The organism is Brevundimonas sp. Leaf280, from assembly GCF_001422455.1.
GTDB lineage: Bacteria > Pseudomonadota > Alphaproteobacteria > Caulobacterales > Caulobacteraceae > Brevundimonas.
The window spans coordinates 1-18,723 of record NZ_LMNC01000008.1; the positions used below are offsets into that span (position 1 = coordinate 1).

Annotated in this window: 22 protein-coding genes; 7 read left to right on the plus strand and 15 right to left on the minus strand. The window is 66.4% G+C overall.

What is annotated here, in order from left to right:
• Window positions 1–179: 179 nt before the first annotated feature.
• The 4 genes from ASF31_RS13030 to ASF31_RS13045 all read right to left on the minus strand — a co-directional run bounded on the left by ASF31_RS13030 (window position 180) and on the right by ASF31_RS13045 (window position 2,497).
• Entirely contained in the window at window positions 180–380 is a 201-nt protein-coding gene (locus tag ASF31_RS13030; protein ID WP_055755043.1) for a hypothetical protein, read from the minus strand.
• 54 nt (window positions 381–434) lie between these two features.
• Window positions 435–725, minus strand: coding sequence for a DUF167 domain-containing protein (locus ASF31_RS13035; RefSeq protein WP_055755044.1), 291 nt, complete (start codon window positions 723–725; stop codon window positions 435–437).
• 76 nt (window positions 726–801) lie between these two features.
• Window positions 802–1,731 carry an electron transfer flavoprotein subunit alpha/FixB family protein gene (locus ASF31_RS13040; protein ID WP_055755045.1) on the minus strand — a complete coding sequence of 310 codons (930 nt, stop codon included), beginning with the start codon at window positions 1,729–1,731 and terminating at the stop codon, window positions 802–804.
• Window position 1,732: 1 nt separating this feature from the next.
• Window positions 1,733–2,497, minus strand: coding sequence for an electron transfer flavoprotein subunit beta/FixA family protein (locus ASF31_RS13045; protein ID WP_055755046.1), 765 nt, complete (start codon window positions 2,495–2,497; stop codon window positions 1,733–1,735).
• 116 nt (window positions 2,498–2,613) lie between these two features.
• Between ASF31_RS13045 and ASF31_RS13050 the strand changes: the two genes are divergently transcribed.
• A complete protein-coding gene (locus ASF31_RS13050; protein ID WP_055755047.1) occupies window positions 2,614–2,958 on the plus strand; it encodes a hypothetical protein in 345 nt (114 codons plus the stop codon).
• Window positions 2,959–2,968: 10 nt separating this feature from the next.
• Here ASF31_RS13050 and ASF31_RS13055 read toward each other — a convergent pair whose 3' ends face one another.
• Together ASF31_RS13055 and ASF31_RS13060 are read right to left on the minus strand one after the other, a co-directional pair.
• Window positions 2,969–3,541: a cob(I)yrinic acid a,c-diamide adenosyltransferase gene (locus ASF31_RS13055; RefSeq protein ID WP_039246607.1), complete on the minus strand. Its 573-nt coding sequence runs from the start codon at window positions 3,539–3,541 to the stop codon at window positions 2,969–2,971.
• Window positions 3,542–3,543: 2 nt separating this feature from the next.
• A complete protein-coding gene (locus ASF31_RS13060; RefSeq protein WP_055755048.1) occupies window positions 3,544–3,747 on the minus strand; it encodes a twin transmembrane helix small protein in 204 nt (67 codons plus the stop codon).
• A gap of 157 nt (window positions 3,748–3,904) precedes the next feature.
• On the opposite strand from ASF31_RS13060, the gene ASF31_RS13065 reads away from it, so the two are divergent.
• Window positions 3,905–5,059, plus strand: coding sequence for a hypothetical protein (locus ASF31_RS13065; RefSeq protein WP_055755049.1), 1,155 nt, complete (start codon window positions 3,905–3,907; stop codon window positions 5,057–5,059).
• Window positions 5,060–5,066: 7 nt separating this feature from the next.
• On the opposite strand, the gene polA is transcribed toward ASF31_RS13065, so the two are convergent.
• From polA to ASF31_RS13090, 5 genes are all read right to left on the minus strand, one after another.
• Window positions 5,067–7,979, minus strand: a complete 2,913-nt coding sequence (gene polA, locus ASF31_RS13070) for a DNA polymerase I (RefSeq protein ID WP_055755144.1) — start codon at window positions 7,977–7,979, stop codon at window positions 5,067–5,069.
• 37 nt (window positions 7,980–8,016) lie between these two features.
• The gene (locus ASF31_RS13075) at window positions 8,017–8,634 is read right to left on the minus strand and encodes a DUF6655 family protein (RefSeq protein ID WP_017505427.1); all 618 of its coding nucleotides are present in this window, start codon (window positions 8,632–8,634) and stop codon (window positions 8,017–8,019) included.
• Entirely contained in the window at window positions 8,634–9,074 is a 441-nt protein-coding gene (locus ASF31_RS13080) for a VOC family protein (protein ID WP_055755050.1), read from the minus strand. The genes ASF31_RS13075 and ASF31_RS13080 overlap by 1 nt, the downstream gene beginning before the upstream one ends.
• Before the next feature lie 81 nt (window positions 9,075–9,155).
• Window positions 9,156–9,395 (minus strand): zinc-finger domain-containing protein, encoded by a 240-nt coding sequence (locus ASF31_RS13085; protein WP_055755051.1) that lies wholly within the window; start codon window positions 9,393–9,395, stop codon window positions 9,156–9,158.
• Between the two features lie 56 nt (window positions 9,396–9,451).
• Complete coding sequence (locus ASF31_RS13090) at window positions 9,452–9,736, minus strand: hypothetical protein (protein ID WP_235551339.1); 285 nt, start codon at window positions 9,734–9,736, stop codon at window positions 9,452–9,454.
• A 185-nt stretch (window positions 9,737–9,921) separates the two neighbouring features.
• Here ASF31_RS13090 and ASF31_RS13095 point away from each other — a divergent pair, with 185 nt between their 5' ends.
• Complete coding sequence (locus ASF31_RS13095; protein ID WP_055755053.1) at window positions 9,922–10,896, plus strand: ABC transporter ATP-binding protein; 975 nt, start codon at window positions 9,922–9,924, stop codon at window positions 10,894–10,896.
• Here the strand turns inward: ASF31_RS13095 and ASF31_RS13100 are convergent.
• From ASF31_RS13100 to ASF31_RS13110, 3 genes are all read right to left on the minus strand, one after another.
• The gene (locus ASF31_RS13100) at window positions 10,893–11,774 is read right to left on the minus strand and encodes an alpha/beta fold hydrolase (RefSeq protein ID WP_055755054.1); all 882 of its coding nucleotides are present in this window, start codon (window positions 11,772–11,774) and stop codon (window positions 10,893–10,895) included. The genes ASF31_RS13095 and ASF31_RS13100 overlap by 4 nt on opposite strands.
• Before the next feature lie 63 nt (window positions 11,775–11,837).
• Window positions 11,838–12,347: an HAD-IIIA family hydrolase gene (locus ASF31_RS13105; protein WP_055755055.1), complete on the minus strand. Its 510-nt coding sequence runs from the start codon at window positions 12,345–12,347 to the stop codon at window positions 11,838–11,840.
• Complete coding sequence (locus ASF31_RS13110; protein WP_055755056.1) at window positions 12,344–13,420, minus strand: AGE family epimerase/isomerase; 1,077 nt, start codon at window positions 13,418–13,420, stop codon at window positions 12,344–12,346. Before ASF31_RS13110 ends, ASF31_RS13105 begins: the two co-directional genes overlap by 4 nt.
• 176 nt (window positions 13,421–13,596) lie before the next feature.
• On the opposite strand from ASF31_RS13110, the gene ASF31_RS13115 reads away from it, so the two are divergent.
• The 4 genes from ASF31_RS13115 to ASF31_RS13130 all read left to right on the plus strand — a co-directional run bounded on the left by ASF31_RS13115 (window position 13,597) and on the right by ASF31_RS13130 (window position 17,262).
• Window positions 13,597–14,760: a DegT/DnrJ/EryC1/StrS aminotransferase family protein gene (locus ASF31_RS13115; RefSeq protein WP_055755057.1), complete on the plus strand. Its 1,164-nt coding sequence runs from the start codon at window positions 13,597–13,599 to the stop codon at window positions 14,758–14,760.
• Window positions 14,761–14,764: 4 nt separating this feature from the next.
• The gene (locus tag ASF31_RS13120) at window positions 14,765–15,697 is read left to right on the plus strand and encodes a Gfo/Idh/MocA family protein (RefSeq protein WP_055755058.1); all 933 of its coding nucleotides are present in this window, start codon (window positions 14,765–14,767) and stop codon (window positions 15,695–15,697) included.
• Between the two features lie 47 nt (window positions 15,698–15,744).
• The gene (locus ASF31_RS13125; protein ID WP_045810938.1) at window positions 15,745–16,248 is read left to right on the plus strand and encodes a hypothetical protein; all 504 of its coding nucleotides are present in this window, start codon (window positions 15,745–15,747) and stop codon (window positions 16,246–16,248) included.
• Window positions 16,249–16,464: 216 nt separating this feature from the next.
• Window positions 16,465–17,262, plus strand: coding sequence for an exodeoxyribonuclease III (locus ASF31_RS13130; RefSeq protein WP_055755059.1), 798 nt, complete (start codon window positions 16,465–16,467; stop codon window positions 17,260–17,262).
• A 3-nt stretch (window positions 17,263–17,265) separates the two neighbouring features.
• Here the strand turns inward: ASF31_RS13130 and ASF31_RS13135 are convergent, their stop codons facing one another.
• The gene (locus ASF31_RS13135; protein WP_055755060.1) at window positions 17,266–18,714 is read right to left on the minus strand and encodes a PLP-dependent aminotransferase family protein; all 1,449 of its coding nucleotides are present in this window, start codon (window positions 18,712–18,714) and stop codon (window positions 17,266–17,268) included.
• Window positions 18,715–18,723 lie beyond the last annotated feature (9 nt).

An 18,723-nucleotide genomic window follows, 5' to 3' on the forward strand; every position in this document is an offset into this window, starting at 1 on the left:
CCCCCGCGGCCCGCCGGCCAGCCCGTTTCCGAGCGAGGCGGCTCTATACGGAGAGGCGGATTTGTCAGCAAGCGGATTCTGACACGACAGGGGAAGTTTCTCGCAGACTCATGATCGTCGATCAGGAATCGCAGTCCTCGAGCCTGTTCGGGGCCCGCAAATCCGGGCGTTTCGCCTTTTCAGGCCCCACCGAGACGCGACATCAGCTCTGGATCCTGCTCGGAGGCCGCGACCTCATCATCGAAGGCGCGTTGGGCGTCCGCCTCTTCCGAGAAAGTCGCCGGGTCGGACAGCCGCAGGCTTGAGACCCTATAGACATCGTCCTTCTGCTCGAGCGTGACGCCGCTGCGGGCGTGGAGGATGCGGGCGTCCATCGTCATTGGGCTGGTCTCCTGTTCCGATGCAGAACGCATCAATCGGCCGGATGGCTCTCCTCAATCGCCAGAAAGACCGTCGACGAGGCGCGAGCGCAGCTCTTCGTCATCCAGTCCCTGCACGACGATCATTTTCGAGCGCGACTGTCCGCCGCGTCCCACGCTGATCGACGACTTCGGCACGCCAAGGCTTTTGGCCAGCATCCGGATTAGGGCGTCGTTGGCCTCTCCCTCGATCGGACGGGCGCGGACGCGCACCTTGAGCACGGGTCGTCCCTCGGCGTCGGTCGCCCAGCCATCAATGCGATCGGCCGCAGCGCCAGGCTGCAGCCTTATGGGCAAGTTCGCCATGCCGTCCTCTACGGGCAAGAAAAAGGGCGCGGCTCCGATCGGCGCCGCGCCCCCTTCAGATCGATTCGACCTGGGCCTAGCCCAAGGCGGCCATCAGTTCCGGCACCACCGTCTTGTAGTCGCCGACCAGACCATAGTCCGCGACCTGGAAGATCGGGGCGTCCGCGTCCTTGTTGATGGCGACGATGGTCTTGGAGTCCTTCATCCCGGCCAGGTGCTGAATGGCGCCCGAGATGCCGATGGCGATGTAGAGCGCCGGGGCGACCACCTTGCCGGTCTGACCGACCTGATAGTCGTTGGGCGCATAGCCGGCGTCGACCGCCGCCCGCGAGGCGCCGATGGCGGCGCCCAGCTTGTCGGCGAGCGGCTCCATCACGGCATGGAACTCGTCCGCCGAGCCCAGGGCGCGACCGCCCGAGACGATGATCTTGGCGGCGCCCAGTTCGGGCCGGTCCGACTTGACCATTTCCTCGGACACGAAGGCCGTCTTGGGCGCATCGGCGCCGGCGACGCTCTCGACCGGGGCCGAACCGCCCTCAGCCGCGGCGGCGAAGGCGGTCGGGCGCACCGTGATCACCTTCTTGGCGTCGGCCGACTGGATCGTCTCCAGCGCATTGCCGGCATAGATGGGGCGCACGAAGGTGTCGGCCGACACCACCTCAATGATGTCCGAGATCGGCGCGACGTCCAGCTTGGCGGCCAGACGCGGGGCGAAGTTCTTTCCGTCCGTGGTGGCCGGCGTCAGGATGGCGTCGTAGCTCCCGGCCAGCGGCAGGACGGTCGCCTCGACCGCCTCAGCCAGCATCTTGCCCAGACCAGCGCTCTCGGCCAGCAGCACCTTGCGGACACCCGCGATCTTGGCGGCGCTATCGGCGGCGGCCTGCGCCCCCTGCCCCAGGACCAGGACGTCCACGTCGGACGACAGGCCCAGCGCGGCGGTCACGGTCTTGTGGGTGGTGTCGCGAACGGTCGAACCGTCGTGATCGGCGATGACGAGGACAGCCATATTACAGCGCTCCCGCAGACTTGAGCTTGGAAACCAGTTCGGCCGCATCGGCCACCTTGACGCCGGCCGACCGCTTGGGCGGCTCGGTGACCTTGATGACCTTGAGGCGGTCGGCGACATCGACGCCGTAGTGGGCAACCGCCTTCATGGCGATCTCCTTCTTCTTGGCCTTCATGATGTTCGGCAGGGAGGCATAGCGCGGCGTGTTCAGCCGCAGGTCCACCGTGACCACCGCCGGCAGTTCGGCAGCAATCGTCTGCAGGCCGCCGTCGACCTCGCGCGTGACCGTGGCCTTGCCGGCATCGATCACCAGCTTGCCGGCGAAAGTCGTCTGGGGCCAGTCCAGCAGGGCGGCCAGCATCTGGCCCACGGCATTGTTGTCGCCGTCGATCGACTGTTTGCCCATCAGGACCAGGTCGGGCTTTTCTTCCTCGACCACCGCCTTCAGCAGCTTGGCGACCGCCAGCGGCTCAAGATCCGTATCCGATTGGATCAGCAGCCCCCGATCCGCGCCCATAGCCAGCGCCGTGCGGATGGTTTCCTGGGCCTGGGTGACGCCGATGGAGACCACGACGATTTCCGTCGCGGTGCCGGCGGCATGGTGTTCCTTGCCTTCCTTCAGACGAACCGCCTCTTCGACGGCGATCTCGTCGAAGGGGTTCATGCTCATCTTGACGTTGGCCAGATCGACGCCCGACTGATCCGCCTTGACGCGGGCCTTGACGTTATAGTCGATCACCCGTTTGACGGGGACGAGTACCTTCATGGGTCTATCCGTGAAATCGCCTGAATGTGTGGGCAGGACATGGAGCGGTCGCGAAGGCCTGTCAACGTAACGTGGGGTCAAGCTGTGGCTTCGATCCCTATCCAACGGACCACGAGATGAAGCGTTTCCTGACCTTTCCCCGCCTGGCGATGATCTTCTTCGGCCTGTTCGGCATCACGGTCGTCGGGATTTTCGCCCTGCAGGACTACTGGGTCGCGCCCGGCAAACGCTGCGAGGCGGCGGGCAAATGGTACGACATGGAAAGCCGCATCTGCGCCCAGCCCATCTCCATCGCGCAGATCACCGGCCGCCCCAATGGCGTGTCGCGCGCCGAGGCTTCGGCCGAGAAGAACCGGGAGCTGGTTCGGATCGAACAGGATCTCGCCGCCCAGAGCCGCGCCCGCGCCGCAGAGGCCGAGCGTCAGAAAGCCGCACTGGCGGCGGCGCGTCCCGCCGCCTGACCGGTTTCGCCTAGCGGGTCGCGCCGGGCTTCCATTTGATGTCGCTAGCGCCGTTGGCGTTGGCGCGTCGCGCAGCCACGAACAGATGGTCGGACAGGCGGTTCAGATATTTGACCGCCTCGACGTTCACGGCCTCGCCGTTTTCGATCAGACGCACCGCCTCGCGTTCGGCCCGTCGGCAGACGGTGCGCGCGACATGCAAATGGGCCGACAAGGGCGCGCCGCCCGGCAGGATGAAGCTGTCGAGCGCCTTCAGGCTCTCGTTCATCCAGTCGATTTCCTGCTCAAGGCGCGCAACCTGGCTCTCGACGATGCGCAAGGCCTCCCAGGCCGGCGGCGGGTCTAGAGGCGTGGCCAGATCGGCGCCCAGATCGAACAGCTCATTCTGGATCCGGCCCAGCATGGCGTCGATCCGGTCGTTCTGGCCGCTGTTCAGCCGGGCGACCCCGATCACCGCGTTCAGCTCATCCACCGCGCCATAGGCCTCGACCCGGGCATCGCTCTTGGACACAGGCGCGCCGGACGCCAGCCGCGTGCGACCGTCATCGCCCGTGCGGGTGTAGATCTTGTTCAGCGTTACCATGATCAGGCTCCCTGCGTCGCCTTCCACATCATGCCGACGACCAGCAGAATGACGGCGACCGCCTGAAGCCCGACGCGCAGCCGCATCAGCTTGTTGGAATGGCTGCGCGCATAGTCCCCGCCCCGGAACAGCGAATAGAGGCCGAAGCCCAGAGTGATGGTCACGGCCAGGATCGCGAGGATGATCAGAATGTCGAAAATCTGCATGCCGTCGTTCTAGACCCGGATCGCCGTCACGCGCCAGCACAGCGCTCAAAGCCGTTGTCCGGCGCGCAGGATCGAACGGCAGAAATTCGCCGACCGCAGATATTTTATTTCCCGAGCTAAGCCATTTGGTGACGATTGTTGGCGTAACGTCAGCGCCATGACTGATCGCGCCGTCCGCAACCTGGAGCACCTCAAGAGCTCGGCCTCCACAGCTCGCGTGCTGAATCTGCTGCGCGTGTGGGAGGAGAACGGCGACAGCGCGCCCGACGGCGCCGTTCGCAATCCCGACTGGGCGGCGCGTCCGATCTTCCGTACAGTGGCGCTGAACCGCGCCCTCATCATCAAGCATCGTCTTCGACGCAATGAGACCGATCTGTTCACCGGCCGACGCCAGGTCGCGACCAAGGTCGTCATTCCCATCGACGATGGAGATTTGAAGACCGGCGGCCGATACGTCTTCGTCAATCAGATCGGCTTTGAGCGGATGATGATGGAGGCGTTCGGCGTTGCGCCCAACCATCCCGATATCGAGACCCTGCGCCTGATCGACAAACTGCCGTCGCTGGATCCCTTCCTGCTGCGCGAGCAGTTGCGGCGCGGCGGCCTGGACCCCTCGCCCTGCTACTTCTCGATCAGCGACAGTGATCTTCAGCGCATGCTGGCCTTCGTTCGCAGCGAGATCGAGCCGCTGGTGACGCTCAGCCTGGGCGCGGACACGATCGCAGTGAACTCGGATTCGGCCGGGCGGATGGCGTCAAAGATCCTGTCGAACACGCCCGGCGATCAGCTGGACGCCCTGCGACTGACGCTGCGCCTGGCGCCCGAACAGTATCAGGAGGGCGTCTTCTGCTGGAAAGGCTTCCTCTATTACAAGTGGACGCTCGCCGCCCTGCTGGGCGAAGTCGCCGGCGTCGCCGAGGCCGTGCGCACCATCAAGCCCGTCGGCAAGGTCGATCGCGCCGCCAAGGAATATCTGGCGCGCAGCCGCGATGTCCTGCGCGGCCGCATCATCAAGACGTGCGACGAGGTCAGTCGCACTCTGCGCGTCTATGACGACGCCTACGCCAAACTGACCCAGGAAGGCCGCCCGATCGCCTTCCGCGACTTCCTGCTGGACGCCCCCTCCATGTTCGCCAAGCTGGGCGACCAGCTGGGCGCCGTCCAGCACATCGTCAGCTACTGGCGTTTCCGCTTCGGTCCCTCCGCCGCTCCGGTGAACGTCGAGGAGTTGATGGACATCTTCATGGACTTCGAAACCGGCCTGCTCGGCCGCGGCGAACTCCCCGACGACATCGGCATGATCGCCGCCTAGCCCGTTCCTAGTGCGCCGCGTCCCAGTTCGACGCCGCGCGGGCATCCACTACGAGGGGTACGGTCAGGGCCACGGCTGGGTCCGACGCGTTTTCCATCACGCGTTTAATGACGGCGATGGCGCGGTCGGCCTCGGCTTCCGGCGCCTCGAACACCAGTTCGTCGTGGACCTGAAGCAGCATGCGCGTAGCAAGACCGGCTTCGGTCAGGGCGGCGGGCATGCGGATCATGGCGCGGCGGATGATGTCGGCGGCCGCGCCTTGGATCGGGGCGTTGATGGCGGCGCGCTCGCCGAACTGGCGCTCGGCTCCGGACTTGGAATGGATGGCCGGGATGTGGATTCGGCGGCCGAAGACGGTCGAGACGAAGCCGGTCTGGCGCACCTCGGCCTTGGTCTTGTCCATATAGGCGCGGATGCCGGGGAACCGTTCGAAATAGGTCTTGATATAGGCCCCCGCCTCGCCCTGATCGATGCCCAGCTGATTGGCCAGGCCGAAGGCCGAAATGCCGTAGACGATGCCGAAGTTGATCGCCTTGGCGCGGCGCCGCGTCTCGGACGGCATGCCCTCGACCGGCACGCCGAACATCTCCGAGGCCGTCGCCGCGTGAATATCCAGCCCCGCTTTGAAGGCGCGCTTCAGTTCGGGAATATCGCCGATATGGGCCAAAAGGCGCAGCTCAATCTGGCTGTAGTCGGCGCTGATCAGGACATTGCCCGGCGCAGCGATGAAGGCCTGGCGGATTTCGCGGCCCGTCTCGGTGCGGATGGGGATGTTCTGCAGGTTGGGATCGCTGGATGCCAGACGGCCCGTGGTGGCGGCGGCCAGTTGATAGCTGGTGTGAACGCGGTCCGTCTTGGGATCGGCCGCCGCGGTCAGGGCGTCCGTATAGGTGCCCTTCAGCTTCGACAGCTGGCGCCAGTCCAGGATGGCGCGCGGCAGATCGTGGCTGAGCGCCAGTTCCTCCAACACGCTGGCGTCGGTGCCCCACTGGCCCGAGGCGGTCTTCTTGCCGCCCGGCAGGTTCAGTTCGCCGAACAGGATCTCTCCGATCTGGCGCGGCGAACCGATGTTGAAGGGCCGCCCGGCGATCTCATGGGCCTGGGCCTCCAGCTCGGCCATGCGCAGGCCGAACTCGCTGGATAGGCGCTTCAGTCGGTCGGGATCGATGCGAACGCCGTTCAGCTCCATGTCCGCCAGCACCGTTGGCATGCCGCGCTCGAGCGTCTCATAGACGGTGGACAGGCCCTCACGCGCCAGACGGGGTTTCAGAATACGCCACAGCCGCAGCGTCACATCCGCATCCTCGGCAGCATATTCCGAGGCCGGTTTCAGCGCGACGTGCTTGAAAGATTTCTGGCTCTTGCCGGCGCCCGCCACGCTCTTGAATGCGATCGGCTCGTGGCCCAGGTGCAGGCGCGCCAGCTCGTCCATTCCGTGCCCGTGCAGTCCGCCCTCCAGCACATAGGAGACCAGCATGGTGTCGTCATAGGGCGCGACGCGGATGCCCCGACGCGCCATGACGGCGACGTCGTATTTGGCGTTCTGAAGCACCTTCAGGACCGACGGGTCTTCCAGAAGCGTCTTCAGCTTCGCCAGGGTCGTGGGCTTGTCCAGCTGATGGATCGGCTCGGGCGCCTCGCCCGTTTTGCCAAATAGTCCGCCCTCGCCGGACTGCGGCTCGTGCTCGTGCGTCAGGGGGATGTAGCAGGCCTCGTTCGGCCCCACCGCCAACGACACGCCGCACAGACCCGCGTGGGTCGCCGACAGCGTGTCGGTCTCGGTGTCGAAGCCGACTACGCCGACCTCGGTCGCGCGCGCGATCCAGCGATCCAGCGCCTCTTCGGTCTGGACGCATTCGTAAGCCGCGTGATCGAAGGTCTGAACCTCGGCCGGGCCTTCGACGACCTGGCCGTAGCGAGGGGTCGCGACCGGCGCGTTCAGGTTCGTCGCGCGCTTGGGCGCAAAGGCCGAGACGTCGCTGGGCCCGGCCTTGCCGTCGCCGACGCGGCGCTGCAGCGAGCGGAACTCCATCGTCTCCAGAAAGGCCGACAGGATCGCGGGATCGGGATCGCGCACAGCGAAATCGTCGATCGCCTCGGGCGCCGGCGCATCGCAGGTCAGGCGCACCAGCTCGCGCGACAGACGGATCTGGTCGGCGAAGTCGATCAGAGTCTGGCGGCGCTTGGGCTGTTTGATCTCACCGGCATTGGCCAACAGGGTGTCCAGATCGCCATATTCGTCCAGCAGCTGCGCCGCCGTCTTCGGTCCGATGCCTGGCGCGCCGGGGACGTTGTCCACGCTGTCGCCGATCAGGGCCTGCAGGTCGACCATCTTCTCAGGCGCAACCCCGAACTTTTCGAAGACCTCAGGCTCGGCCAGACGCCGGTCCTTCATTGGATCCCACATCACGACGCCGCCGCCGATCAGCTGCATCAGATCCTTGTCGGACGAGACGATTACCGCCTCGCCGCCTGCATCGCGCGCCTTGCAGGCGTAGGTGGCGATCAGGTCGTCGGCCTCGTAGCCGGGCAGTTCGACGCAATGCACGCCGAACGCCGCCGTCGCCTCGCGCACCAGCGGAAACTGCGGGACCAGATCCTCGGGCGGCGGCGGGCGATGGGCCTTGTACTGATCGTACAGGGTGTTGCGGAACGTCTTTTCCGAGTGGTCGAAGATGGCCACCAGATGCGTCGGGCCATCCGCGCCCTTCATGTCCTTCAGCAGCTTCCACAACATGTTGCAGTAGCCCTGGACCGCGCCGACCGGCAGGCCGTCGGACTTTCTCGTTAATGGCGGCAGGGCGTGATAGGCGCGAAAGATGTAGGCCGAGGCGTCGATCATCCACAGCCGCAGCGCAGGGCCGTCCTGCGTCATCTGGCGTTCGGTTTCTGGATTTTCGAGCGCAGTCGTGTCGGTCATGGCGGGAACATAGGGCTCCAAAGCCCCCGCGTCAGCGTCAGAATTCGGTCCAGCTCGATCCCGGATCGCGTTGACCCGGCTGGGCCTGCTGCTGGCCCCAGGACACGACCATGAAGGCCTTGTGGCTGCGGATGCGATAGGTGCCGATCATCGGCACCACCGCGCCCAGCGGCGCACCGGTCTTGGCTTCGTAGAGGAAGCCGGAAAACTCGGCGACCCCGACCCGGTCGCGGTGACTATAGACCGACAGTTCCGGCAGAGAGACGACGTTGAAGGTCTCGTTGATCGGAATCCGCATCTCGGGAATGCCGAAGACTCGCCGCATCTGTTCCAGCGACAGGGCGCCGGCGCGGATCTCGAACACGGCGTTCGCCTCGTCCTTGTTGCGGGCCAGGCTGAAACCGGCGTCCGAGATCGCGCCGCGGATCGCGCTGACGGCGTAGCGGGTGCCCTCTCCCTGGAAGTAGGCGTCGTCGATGAAGACCGAAGCGCCCGTCGGCAATGGCAGGACCAGGCCCTCGACCGCCCGGTCCGAGGCGCGCGCCAACAGCAGCTGCTCCGTCGCCGTGCGGCCTGTGTTGCTCTCGGTGGTCGAGGCGCAGGCTGACAGCACGACCGCCGCAACCGTCAGCAGAGCGGCCGTCCGCGCCGTCATCACCAGGCGCCGACGTTCGGCATGGAGGCCCAGGGCTCGGCCGGCGCCAACGGCGCGCCTTCCTGAAGCAGTTCGATGGAGATGCCGTCAGGCGAGCGGACGAAGGCCATGTTGCCGTCGCGCGGCGGACGGTTAATCGTCACCCCGCCGTCCATCAGCGTCTGGCAGGCGGCGTAGATGTCATCGACCTTATAGGCCAGGTGACCGAAGTTGCGGCCGCCTTGATACTCTTCCGGATCCCAGTTGAAGGTCAGCTCGACCTCGGGGCAGCGTTCCGCCGCCGACTGTTCCAGATTCTTGGGCGCGGCGAGAAACACGAGCGTGAACCGGCCCGCCTCGTTCTCGATGCGGCGCACCTCCTGCAGACCCAGAAGGTCGCAATAGAAGTGCAGCGAAGCGTCGATGTCCTTTACCCGGACCATGGTGTGCAGATATCGCAAGGCTCGTCTCCGTCCGAACAGCGTGTCAGCCGTCTATAGACCCAACCGCCGCAACACCGCGACTGAACTGAGGTTACGGTCTCAGTGGGCCTCGGGCGCGCGGGCCGCGGGGCTCAGATATTCGTTCTCGTCGTGGGACTGGGCCGACAGGACGAAACGCCGGTCGCAATAGCCGCACTCGATGAAGTCGTCCTCGCCCATGTCCATATAGACCAGCGGATGGCCCAGGGCCCCGCCGCCGCCGTCGCAGGCCACGCGTTTGGTCGAGACGACGATCTCTTCGGGCGGCGGGATGATGGCGTCGGAATGGCGGGGAGGCATGGTCCGGTCCGGGTCTGAAAGGCTTGCGCGCTTCCTAGGCGGCGCAGGCCGGAAGGTCAAACCTCGGCGATCCGGCGACCCAGCAGCCGGTTCAGCATCGCCTTGCGCTTCTTGAACAGGGTCAGGCCCAGACAGGCCGCGCCGACCCACAGACCGATCTCGCCGATCAGCAACAGGGCAGCGCCGGCGATGGCGGCATGCGTCATCTCGATCTGATCGGTCTTGCCCGCCAGCAGCGCCAGTCCGCCGCCGATGTAACCGATGGCGCAGACCGCCATCGCGACGAAGCCGATCAGGCGGGTGCGGGTCAGAGGCGTTTTGCCTTTTTGAACGGCGGTCACGTCGATCTCCATCAAGTTTGGTTGTCTTAATGACAAGCAAGCTAGACACGCGAAATGCTTAAGTCAAGCACCATTGACACATAGACAGGTCTGCTTGTCTGATGCTGTCGGCAAGACAGGTTGGCGATTGCGATCGTGCGCCCTACCTATGCCGCTCGCCGTCCCGTCCGAGTGAATAGCCGACCATGTCAGAGACCCCCGCCCTGCCCGACAACGCCATCGAGGTGCGGGGACTGAAGAAGACCTATGCCGGGTCCAAGAAGGCCGTCCCCAAGACGGCTCTGCGCGGCGTCGATCTGGTCATTCCGCGCGGCTCGGTCTTCGGCCTGCTGGGCCCGAACGGCGCCGGCAAATCGACCCTGATCAACATCCTGGCAGGGGTGGTGAAGAAGTCCGAGGGCTCGGTGACCATCTGGGGCCGCGACATCGACAAGGAGCCGCGCGACGCCGCCGCCGCTCTGGGCGTCGTGCCGCAGGAGATCGTCGCCGACGTCTTCTTCACCCCGCGCGAATCGCTGGAGGTGCAGGCGGGCTTTTACGGCGTGCCCAAGGACGAGCGCCGGTCCGACGAACTGCTGGCCGCGCTGGGCCTGTCGGACAAGGCCAACGCCTATGTCCGCGCCCTGTCCGGCGGCATGAAGCGCCGTCTGATGGTGGCCAAGGCCTTGGTCCACAATCCGCCCATCCTGATCCTGGACGAGCCGACGGCCGGCGTGGACGTCGAACTGCGTCGCCAGCTGTGGGCCTATGTCCGCCGCATCAACGAGGAGGGGGTGACGATCGTCCTGACCACCCACTATCTCGAAGAGGCCCAGGAGCTTTGCGACACCATCGCCATCGTCAACCGGGGCGAGGTGGTGGCCTGCGAGCCGACGCCGCAGCTTCTACGCCGTCTGGACAGCCGCAATGTCGTCGTGACCCCGGAAACGCCCCAGGCGACGCCGCCGGTGCTGGCCGGTTTCGAGGTTACGCCCCGTCCGGGCGGCGCCTTCGCGGTCGCCTATAAAAAGGGGCAGTCGTCGGTCGAGCAGGTCATCAACGCCGTGCGCGCCGCCGGCGTCACCATCGCCGACATCACCACCGAAGATCCGGACCTGGAGGACGTCTTCCTGGCCCTGACCTACGGCGATACGTCACGGGTCGACCCGACCAGGGACTAATCGACCTCGGCCAGGAATTCGAAGATCGCCGCCTTGGCCTCGGCCTCGTCCAACATGGGCGCGTGGCCGATGCCGGGAACCTCGACATAGGCCATGGTTGGAGCCGCCCTCTTCATCCGCGCGGCGATGTCGGCGCTCAGCAGATCCGAGGCAGCGCCCCGCACCAGCAGCGTCGGCTTCTTCTTCGCCAGCCGCCGGAACATGGGCCACAGGTTCGGAACCAGCGCCTTGGCCCCCGCCGCGCGGATCGGCACGGCGATGTCGGGATCGTAGTCCAGCGCGATCTCGCCGTCGGGCTGCTGGCGGAAAATGCGCCGCGCGAAGGCGTCCCAGTCCGCATCCATATAGTGCGGAAACGCCACCGCATTGATCCGCTTCGCATAGGCCGCCGCATCGGCCCAGGAGCCGATCTCCACCGGCTGACCGCTGTAGGCGGCGATGCGCGCCAGACCTTCCGGCGCCACCTCCGGCCCGATGTCGTTCAGGATCGCCGCGACAACCGCCTTCGGCCGCATCGCCGTCAGCGCCATGGTGATCAGCCCGCCCATCGAGGTGCCCACGAAGACCGCTTTATCGATCCCGGCCTGCTCCATCAGGGCCAGCACGTCGCGCGCATAGACGTCGGGCATATAGGTCATGGGGTCGGGCGCACGGTCCGACAGGCCACGTCCACGCACATCCACGGCCAGCACCCGACGCCCGCTCTGGGCCAAAAGCGGCGCGATGGCTTCAAAATCGGCGCTGTTGCGGGTCAGCCCGTGGATGGCGATCACCGGCGGCCGCGCGACACCGGGACCGGGCGCATAATCCCGCGCAAAGAGCGTGAGCCCATCCGGCGAGGTCCAGCGGCGTTCAACGAATGGATAGGGCGCGCTCATTGGCGATTTCCTCGGATTTTAGACCAGAGTAATTCACCAGGCGAGGAAATGCGACGCCCGGTCTTAGAGACCGACCACATCGCGTACGAAAGCGTCCAGATCGCCGCCTTCGAAGAGGTAGCCCGCCACCCCGGCCCGCTCTCCGGCCTGCAGATCGCGCTTCTGATCGCCGATGATGAAGGACTGCGTCGGGTCCAGATCGTGCTCTTTGATGGCGCGCAGCAACATGCCCGGATTGGGCTTGCGATCAGGGTGGTCGGGATGGCGGTAACGCGCCTCGATCGCCTCGGGGTGGAAGGGCGCGGAATAGACGGCGTCGATGATCGCGCCCTCTTCGGCCAGTCGCGCGACCAGCAGATCGTTGAAGGCGTTCATCGTCTCTTCGCTGAACAGGCCCCGCGCCACGCCCGACTGGTTCGTCACGATCACGGTGCGATAGCCGGCCTGATTCATCCGCCGCACCGCCGCCGCCGCGCCCGGAATCAGCTTCAGATGCTCCGGACGATGCGGATAACCTCTGTCCTCGATCAGCACCCCGTCTCGATCCAAAAAGGCGGCGGTCCGGCCGGTCATGCGTCGCTCCGAAGCAGTTCAGAAAAGGCGGTCATCAGGTGATAGAGGCTGGACGCAGGCGCCGCCGCATCGTGCGAGCGGCCTTGGGCATCGTAGCTGTCCACCCATAGGCCCGGCACAGCGGTCGCCAGATGCGTGTCGAACACGGCGGCGATCAGTGCCGAAACGCCGGCGTCGCCAAAACTTAACCCCGTGCGAATGGCCTCGGTTTGGGCCCACAGACGCCGCCCGCCATCCAGCACCTCTCCCGCCGGGCCGATCTCGCGGATGGCGAATCCGTCGCGATAACCCTGGGCTGCCGCTCGACGATGCAGCGCCGTGGCCAGATCTGAATCGTCCCCGCTCTGTTTCAACAGCCAGGCCCATTCTTCGAGGTGGCCCGGCTCGATCACATGACCCGTCGCTGGATCGGCGGACCAATCCTCGGTGAAATATTCGCGGATCGCGCCGTCGACCAGGAAGCGGCGTTTGCACAGGTCAAGCGACACCCGCGCCGCCACCTCGAACGCCGGATCGGGCGCAACCGCATGCCAGGCCAGCATCGCCTCCAGCATATGCATGTGGGGATTTTGACGCCGCGGCAGGCGTGGCGGCAGCGCCTCCTCCCATCCCCTATGCGAAGACGCCATCAACCGATCGATCGCAGCCAGCGTCTGTAGCGCCAAAGGCCGCGCTCGCGCATCACCCAGGACGCGGTGCGCCGCCGCGAGCGCGAACAGAACGAAGGCCAAATCATAGAGATCCGGCGTCTCATCGACCACCACGCCGTCGTCATCGGTTGCCGAGACCCAAAGGCCGTCATCACGTCGGCGGTCGGCTATCAGTTGATCCAGCCCGGCCTTGGCCACCGCGCGGCCCTGCGCCCATCCCAAGGCGGCCGCTTCGCAGAACACATAGACCTGACGCGCCTGAACCCGCGTGCGACGACGAAGACCAGTCACCGGACGGCCGTCGAAGTCCAGTTGCTCGAAGAAACGCCCATCGGCGTCCACGCCCCGCTCGGCCCACAGCGGCAGGGCATGGTCGAACAGCCAGTTCGAAACCCCGGTCCGGGCGGCGGAAAGCGTCGTCATGGCGCTGGCTTACGGCGCAAGCCGACGGGCGCCAAGACCTGTGTGCGGTAGCAAAGGGCAACGCGATGTGACGCCGCGCGATTTGGCCCGCGCGCCCGATCTTGCTAGGACGACCCGACATTCGCGGCCCGCCTGTCCGGCCGCCGCCCCCGATTCCCCCGTGGAGAGCGTCCCCCATGATCCCCTTCATCGACCTTCAGGCCCAGCGCCAACGCCTCGGCGGCAAGATCGAGGCCGCCGTTCAGGAAGCCGTCGTCGGCGGCGCCTGGGTCATGGGTCCGCAGGTCCGCCAGTTCGAGGCCGACCTCGCCGCCTTCGGTCAGGCCAAACACGCCTTGGGCTGCGGCAACGGCACCGACGCCCTGATCCTGCCGTTGATTGCCTGGGGCGTCCGCACCGGCGACGCCGTCTTCTGCCCCAGCTTCACCTTCACGGCCACGGCCGAGGTTGTGCCGTGGCTGGGCGCCTCGCCTGTGTTCGTGGACGTCGACGCCCACACTTACAATATGGACCCGGCCAAGCTTGAGGCGGCCATCGAAGCGGTCAAGGCCGAAGGTCGCCTGACGCCCAAGGTGGTCATCGCCGTCGATCTGTTTGGTCAGCCGGCCGACTATCCCGCCATCCGCGCGATCTGCGACCGCCACGGGCTCAAGCTGATCTCGGATTCGGCGCAGGGCTTCGGATGCACCCTGAACGGCGACCATCCGCTGAAGTGGGCCGATGTCACCACGACCAGCTTCTTCCCGGCCAAGCCTTTGGGCTGCTACGGCGACGGCGGGGCGGTGCTGACCGACGACGACGATCTGGCGCAGGAAATGGATTCCCTTCGCGTGCACGGCAAGGTCGTCGCCAAGGACCTGGAGGCCGGCGCCGCCGCCTTCGCCCACGACCCCAAATATCTGGCCATGCGCATCGGCATGAACAGCCGGCTGGACACCATCCAGGCCGCCATCCTGATCGAGAAGCTGAAGGTCTTCGGTCAGGAGATCGAGTGGCGCAACCGGATCGCCGCCCGCTACAACGAACACCTCGCGCCCCATGTCTCGGCCGTGCCCCACGTCATCGACGGCGGCGTTTCCATCTGGGCGCAATACACGATCGAGCATGAGGACCGCGACGGGCTGGCCGCGCACCTGAAGGATCAGGGCGTGCCCACCGCCGTCTATTATCCGGTGCCCATGCACATGCAGCCGGCCTATCAGCGCTTCCCTCAGGGTGCGGGCGGCCTGCCCGTCACCGAACGGCTGAGGGACCGGGTCCTCAGCCTGCCGATGCACGCCGATCTGGACGAGGCGACCCAGGACAAGGTCGTCGCCGCCGTCGCCAGCTACAAGGGCTAAGCCTATGCCGAACACCCCCGCCCTCAAGATCGGCGTCGCCGGCGTCGGCGTCATGGGCCGCAACCATGCGCGCGTCGCCTCCGAGATGCGCGAGTTCGACCTGACCACCGTCTTCGATCCCGATGCGGTGACGGCCGAGGGCGTCGCCGCCGCCTATGGCGCATCGCCTGTCACGACGGCCCAGGCCTTCGTCGACGCCGGCTTGGACGCCGCCATCGTCGCCACGCCCAACCGGTTCCACGCCGAGATTGGCGTCGCCCTGCTGGAAAAGGGCGTCCACGTCCTGGTGGAAAAGCCGATCGCCGCCAGCGTCGCCGACGCCCAGCGCATGATCGATGCAGCCAAGGCCAATGACCGCGTTCTGATGGTCGGTCAGGTCGAGCGCTTCAATCCGGCGGTCGAAACCGTCAAGCGGGCCGTGACTGACGACGACATCATCTCGATCCAGATCACCCGCGTCGGTCCGTTCCCGCCCCGCATGGGCGAGGTCGGCGTGGTCATCGATCTGGCCGTACACGACATCGATATCATCCGCCACCTGACGGGTTCCGAGATCGTCGAGGTCCAGCCGCAACTGGCCCGCACCCGCGCGGACCGCGAGGACACGGCCCTGCTTCAATTCCGCCTGGACAGCGGCGTGATCGCCCATATCACCACCAACTGGGTCACCCCCTACAAGACCCGCACCCTGCAGGTCGCGACCAAGACCAAGTTCATCGTCGCTGATCTGATCACGCGCCAGGTCACCGAATATTTCGGCCAGCAGCCGGACGGCTCCTATTCGACCCGGATGCTGAACAGCTGGCCGGCCGAACCGCTGAAGAAGGAGCTGGAGGCCTTCGCCCGCGCCATCACGACCGGCGAAACGCCGGCCGTCACCGGCGAAGACGGCCTGCGCAATCTCGAGGTCGCGCTGCGCTGCCTCGGCGAACGCTGATCGGATCAGGCCCCGTTCTCGCCGCAAAACCTGAGGAAGAGAAACGTATGCGCCGTATCACCGCCACCGCTCTCGCCCTGATCGCCGTCGGTTCGGCGGCGGCGCCCGCCCATGCGGACACCCGCTACCTGGCCTATAATGCGTCGGACCGGATCACCCAGGCGCTGACCAAGGGCGTCACCTTGCAGGTGCGGCGCGGCCTTTTCGGCGCGGTGCAGGTGGAGCGTCTGTTCTCCACCACCGCGCGCGGGACAGCAGGCTTCACGCGCGGCGGGCCGGACGCCGCGCGACGCGTCCTGCCCCAAGGCGCCGAGGAAAACGACATCTACGCCATCGATCAGGACGGCGACGGCCGCGGCCTGTCGCGCGCCCTGTGTCCCGGCGCCGACGAGGTCTGGCTGATCATGGGCCGCGTGCGTGCGCCCCGTCCCCTGACCATGCAGGCGGTGGGTCGGTGGTCGGACGGCGCCTATCGGCACTGCGTAACGCTCAGCTACGACTGGCGCGGCGAATGGGCGACGGCCCCGCAAGCGCAAACGCCGCGAGACTGATCCGCTGCCGGACTGTTTCATAATCAGCACGCGCAAGCGGGTAATTATGACGATTTGACTTTTATAATCGTTAGTGACACTTTTAGCACAGGAACGGCGGCGGCCGTTCTGCCGCCCTGGAATATCCCCTCCCCGGCGGCGAGAGAGACGAACCTCCCAAAGCCCGGCCCGTCGCGGCCGGGCTTTTTTTACGCGGCGCGCCTGCTAGACGGGGGCATGACCCTTCGCCTCGCCACCTGGAACATCAACTCCGTCCGCCTGCGCATCGATCAGGTGGCCCGCTTCGTCGCCGAACGCGCGCCCGATGTCCTGATGCTTCAGGAGATCAAATGCACCACGGACCAGTTCCCGCGCGGCGCCTTTGAGGACATGGGCATGCCCCACCTTCGCGTGGCGGGCCAGAAGGGCTGGCACGGCGTCGCCATCGCCAGTCGCCTGCCGCTTGAGGACAGTGACACCTTCCAGGTGTGCAAACTGGGTCACGCGCGCTGCGTCTCGGCCCGCGTGTCCGGCATCGACGTGCAGAACTTCTACATCCCGGCCGGCGGCGACGTTCCCGACCGGGCGCTGAACCCCAAGTTCGATCACAAGATGGACTTCTATGAACAGCTGACCGCCATCGTGGCCCATCAGGACAAGTCTCGTCCCCTGGTCATGGCCGGCGATTTCAATATCGCCCCCGGCGAAGGCGATGTTTGGAACCACCGCTACATGTCCAAGATCGTCAGCCACACGCCGATCGAGGTCGACACCCTGAACCGGCTTCAGGAGACGGGCGGTTTCGCCGATGTGCTGCGCGACCGCTTCCCCGAGCCCCAGAAACTGGCCAGCTGGTGGAGCTACCGCGCCGCGGACTTTCGCAAATCAAATCGCGGTCTGCGCCTGGATCACATCTGGACGTCGCCCGGCCTGACCCCCGCCGTGGTCAAGGACACCGCCCGCATCCACGACGACGTCCGCGAATGGGATCGTCCCAGCGACCACGCGCCGGTGACGGTCGATCTGGATGTCTGATCCTCAATAGACGGCGACCGGCTTGACCGACGCCGGCGCCTTTCGACCCCGGCCGACCTTTCTGGCCGCGCGCCCGAGCCGGACCACCGCCTCGTCCAGCTGATCTTCCGGCAGGGTATAGGGCAGGCGCAGCCGGCGTTCGAAGGCGCCGTCGACGCCGAATCGCGGACCGGCGGCGAGGCGCAGGCCTTCGGCCTCGGCCGCGATCGTGAGAGCGGAACTGATCGGCCCCGGCAGGCGCGCCCACAGGGACAATCCCCCAGCCGGGCGGGGACAGACCCAGTCAGGCAGTTTTTCAGCGAGCCGCGCCCGCAGATGATCCCGCCGGGCGCGCAAGAGGGGCCGGCGCGCCGCCAGGGCCTTGCCGCCGTCGTTCAACAGTTCGACCGCCGCCAGCTGCTCCAGGATCGGGACACCCAGATCAAAGCTGGCGCGACTTTGGGCCAGACGCTGGATCACCGCCCGGTCCGCGCGGATCCAGCCTATTCGCAAACCGCCCCAGACGCTCTTGGACATCGATCCCAATCTGACCATCCGCGGCGCATCGACGGCCGAGGCGCTGAGCGCCGGAGGTCCGCTCAAGGTCAGTTCGACCAGAGTCTCGTCCAGCACCAGTAAGGTTTCCGACCCCTTCAGCCCCGCCAGAAAGCGCGTCCGGTCCGCCGCCCGCATCATCCGTCCCGTAGGATTGTTGTGGTCCAGCACCAGATAGGCCATCGCCGCGTTGCTGCTGCGGCAGGCCGCAATCAGACCCTCGACATCCCAACCCTCCTCGCCCTCGCCGTCCGGCAAGGCGACGGGCACGGCGCGACCGCCCGCCGCCAGGATGGCGTCGATCGCCTGCGGATAGGTGGGATGGTCGAACACCACCGGGGCGCCGGGGCGCGTCGTCAGGCGCAGAAGATGAACCAGGCCGTTATGCGCGCCGTGCGTGATCAAAATCTGACCCGAAGAGGTCGCCAGGCCGCGCCGCCGATAGCCAGCCGCCACCGCTTCGCGCAACTCCTCCAGCCCCGCCGTCTCATAACCGTGTCCGGGCAGGTTCGCCGGCAATCGCTCCAGCGCCCGCACATAGGCTGCATGCACATTGGCATCGGCCGGCAGGACGGCGGCGGTCAGGTCGATTAGACCGGGCTTGTCCGTTTGCGTCGCCTCATGACGCGGCGCCGGTCCGTTCGGCAGGCTGGTGCGTGCGGCGGCGCCCTGCCCGCCGGTGAGAAACCCGTCATCCCGCAAGCGTCCGTAGGCGGCCGAGACGGTCGTTCGGCTCAGGCCCAGCGCCTGGGCCAGTTCCCGTTCGCCGGGCAAACGCGCCGCCAAGGGCAGTCGGCCATCCAGAATCAGCAGTCGTATCGCGCCTGAAAGCTGCCGATAGGCTGCGCCTGCGCCCGGCGACCGCCAGGCGCCGAGGTGGCGCGTCAGAGAAACAAGACCGATCGACCGCGACGACATGGGGCCAGA

Excerpts from the sequence above, each read along its gene's own strand:
- ASF31_RS13035 (WP_055755044.1), bottom strand. The coding sequence starts at position 725 with ATGGCGAACTTGCCCATAAGGCTGCAGCCTGGCGCTGCGGCCGATCGC.
- ASF31_RS13055 (WP_039246607.1), bottom strand. The coding sequence starts at position 3,541 with ATGGTAACGCTGAACAAGATCTACACCCGCACGGGCGATGACGGTCGC.
- ASF31_RS13125 (WP_045810938.1), top strand. The coding sequence starts at position 15,745 with ATGCGCCGTATCACCGCCACCGCTCTCGCCCTGATCGCCGTCGGTTCG.
- ASF31_RS13095 (WP_055755053.1), top strand. The coding sequence starts at position 9,922 with ATGTCAGAGACCCCCGCCCTGCCCGACAACGCCATCGAGGTGCGGGGA.
- ASF31_RS13045 (WP_055755046.1), bottom strand. The coding sequence starts at position 2,497 with ATGAAGGTACTCGTCCCCGTCAAACGGGTGATCGACTATAACGTCAAG.
- ASF31_RS13135 (WP_055755060.1), bottom strand. The coding sequence starts at position 18,714 with ATGTCGTCGCGGTCGATCGGTCTTGTTTCTCTGACGCGCCACCTCGGC.
- ASF31_RS13075 (WP_017505427.1), bottom strand. The coding sequence starts at position 8,634 with ATGACGGCGCGGACGGCCGCTCTGCTGACGGTTGCGGCGGTCGTGCTG.
- ASF31_RS13120 (WP_055755058.1), top strand. The coding sequence starts at position 14,765 with ATGCCGAACACCCCCGCCCTCAAGATCGGCGTCGCCGGCGTCGGCGTC.
- polA (WP_055755144.1), bottom strand. The coding sequence starts at position 7,979 with ATGACCGACACGACTGCGCTCGAAAATCCAGAAACCGAACGCCAGATG.
- ASF31_RS13065 (WP_055755049.1), top strand. The coding sequence starts at position 3,905 with ATGACTGATCGCGCCGTCCGCAACCTGGAGCACCTCAAGAGCTCGGCC.
- ASF31_RS13100 (WP_055755054.1), bottom strand. The coding sequence starts at position 11,774 with ATGAGCGCGCCCTATCCATTCGTTGAACGCCGCTGGACCTCGCCGGAT.
- ASF31_RS13130 (WP_055755059.1), top strand. The coding sequence starts at position 16,465 with ATGACCCTTCGCCTCGCCACCTGGAACATCAACTCCGTCCGCCTGCGC.
- ASF31_RS13060 (WP_055755048.1), bottom strand. The coding sequence starts at position 3,747 with ATGCAGATTTTCGACATTCTGATCATCCTCGCGATCCTGGCCGTGACC.
- ASF31_RS13115 (WP_055755057.1), top strand. The coding sequence starts at position 13,597 with ATGATCCCCTTCATCGACCTTCAGGCCCAGCGCCAACGCCTCGGCGGC.
- ASF31_RS13110 (WP_055755056.1), bottom strand. The coding sequence starts at position 13,420 with ATGACGACGCTTTCCGCCGCCCGGACCGGGGTTTCGAACTGGCTGTTC.
- ASF31_RS13030 (WP_055755043.1), bottom strand. The coding sequence starts at position 380 with ATGACGATGGACGCCCGCATCCTCCACGCCCGCAGCGGCGTCACGCTC.
- ASF31_RS13040 (WP_055755045.1), bottom strand. The coding sequence starts at position 1,731 with ATGGCTGTCCTCGTCATCGCCGATCACGACGGTTCGACCGTTCGCGAC.
- ASF31_RS13105 (WP_055755055.1), bottom strand. The coding sequence starts at position 12,347 with ATGACCGGCCGGACCGCCGCCTTTTTGGATCGAGACGGGGTGCTGATC.
- ASF31_RS13085 (WP_055755051.1), bottom strand. The coding sequence starts at position 9,395 with ATGCCTCCCCGCCATTCCGACGCCATCATCCCGCCGCCCGAAGAGATC.
- ASF31_RS13050 (WP_055755047.1), top strand. The coding sequence starts at position 2,614 with ATGAAGCGTTTCCTGACCTTTCCCCGCCTGGCGATGATCTTCTTCGGC.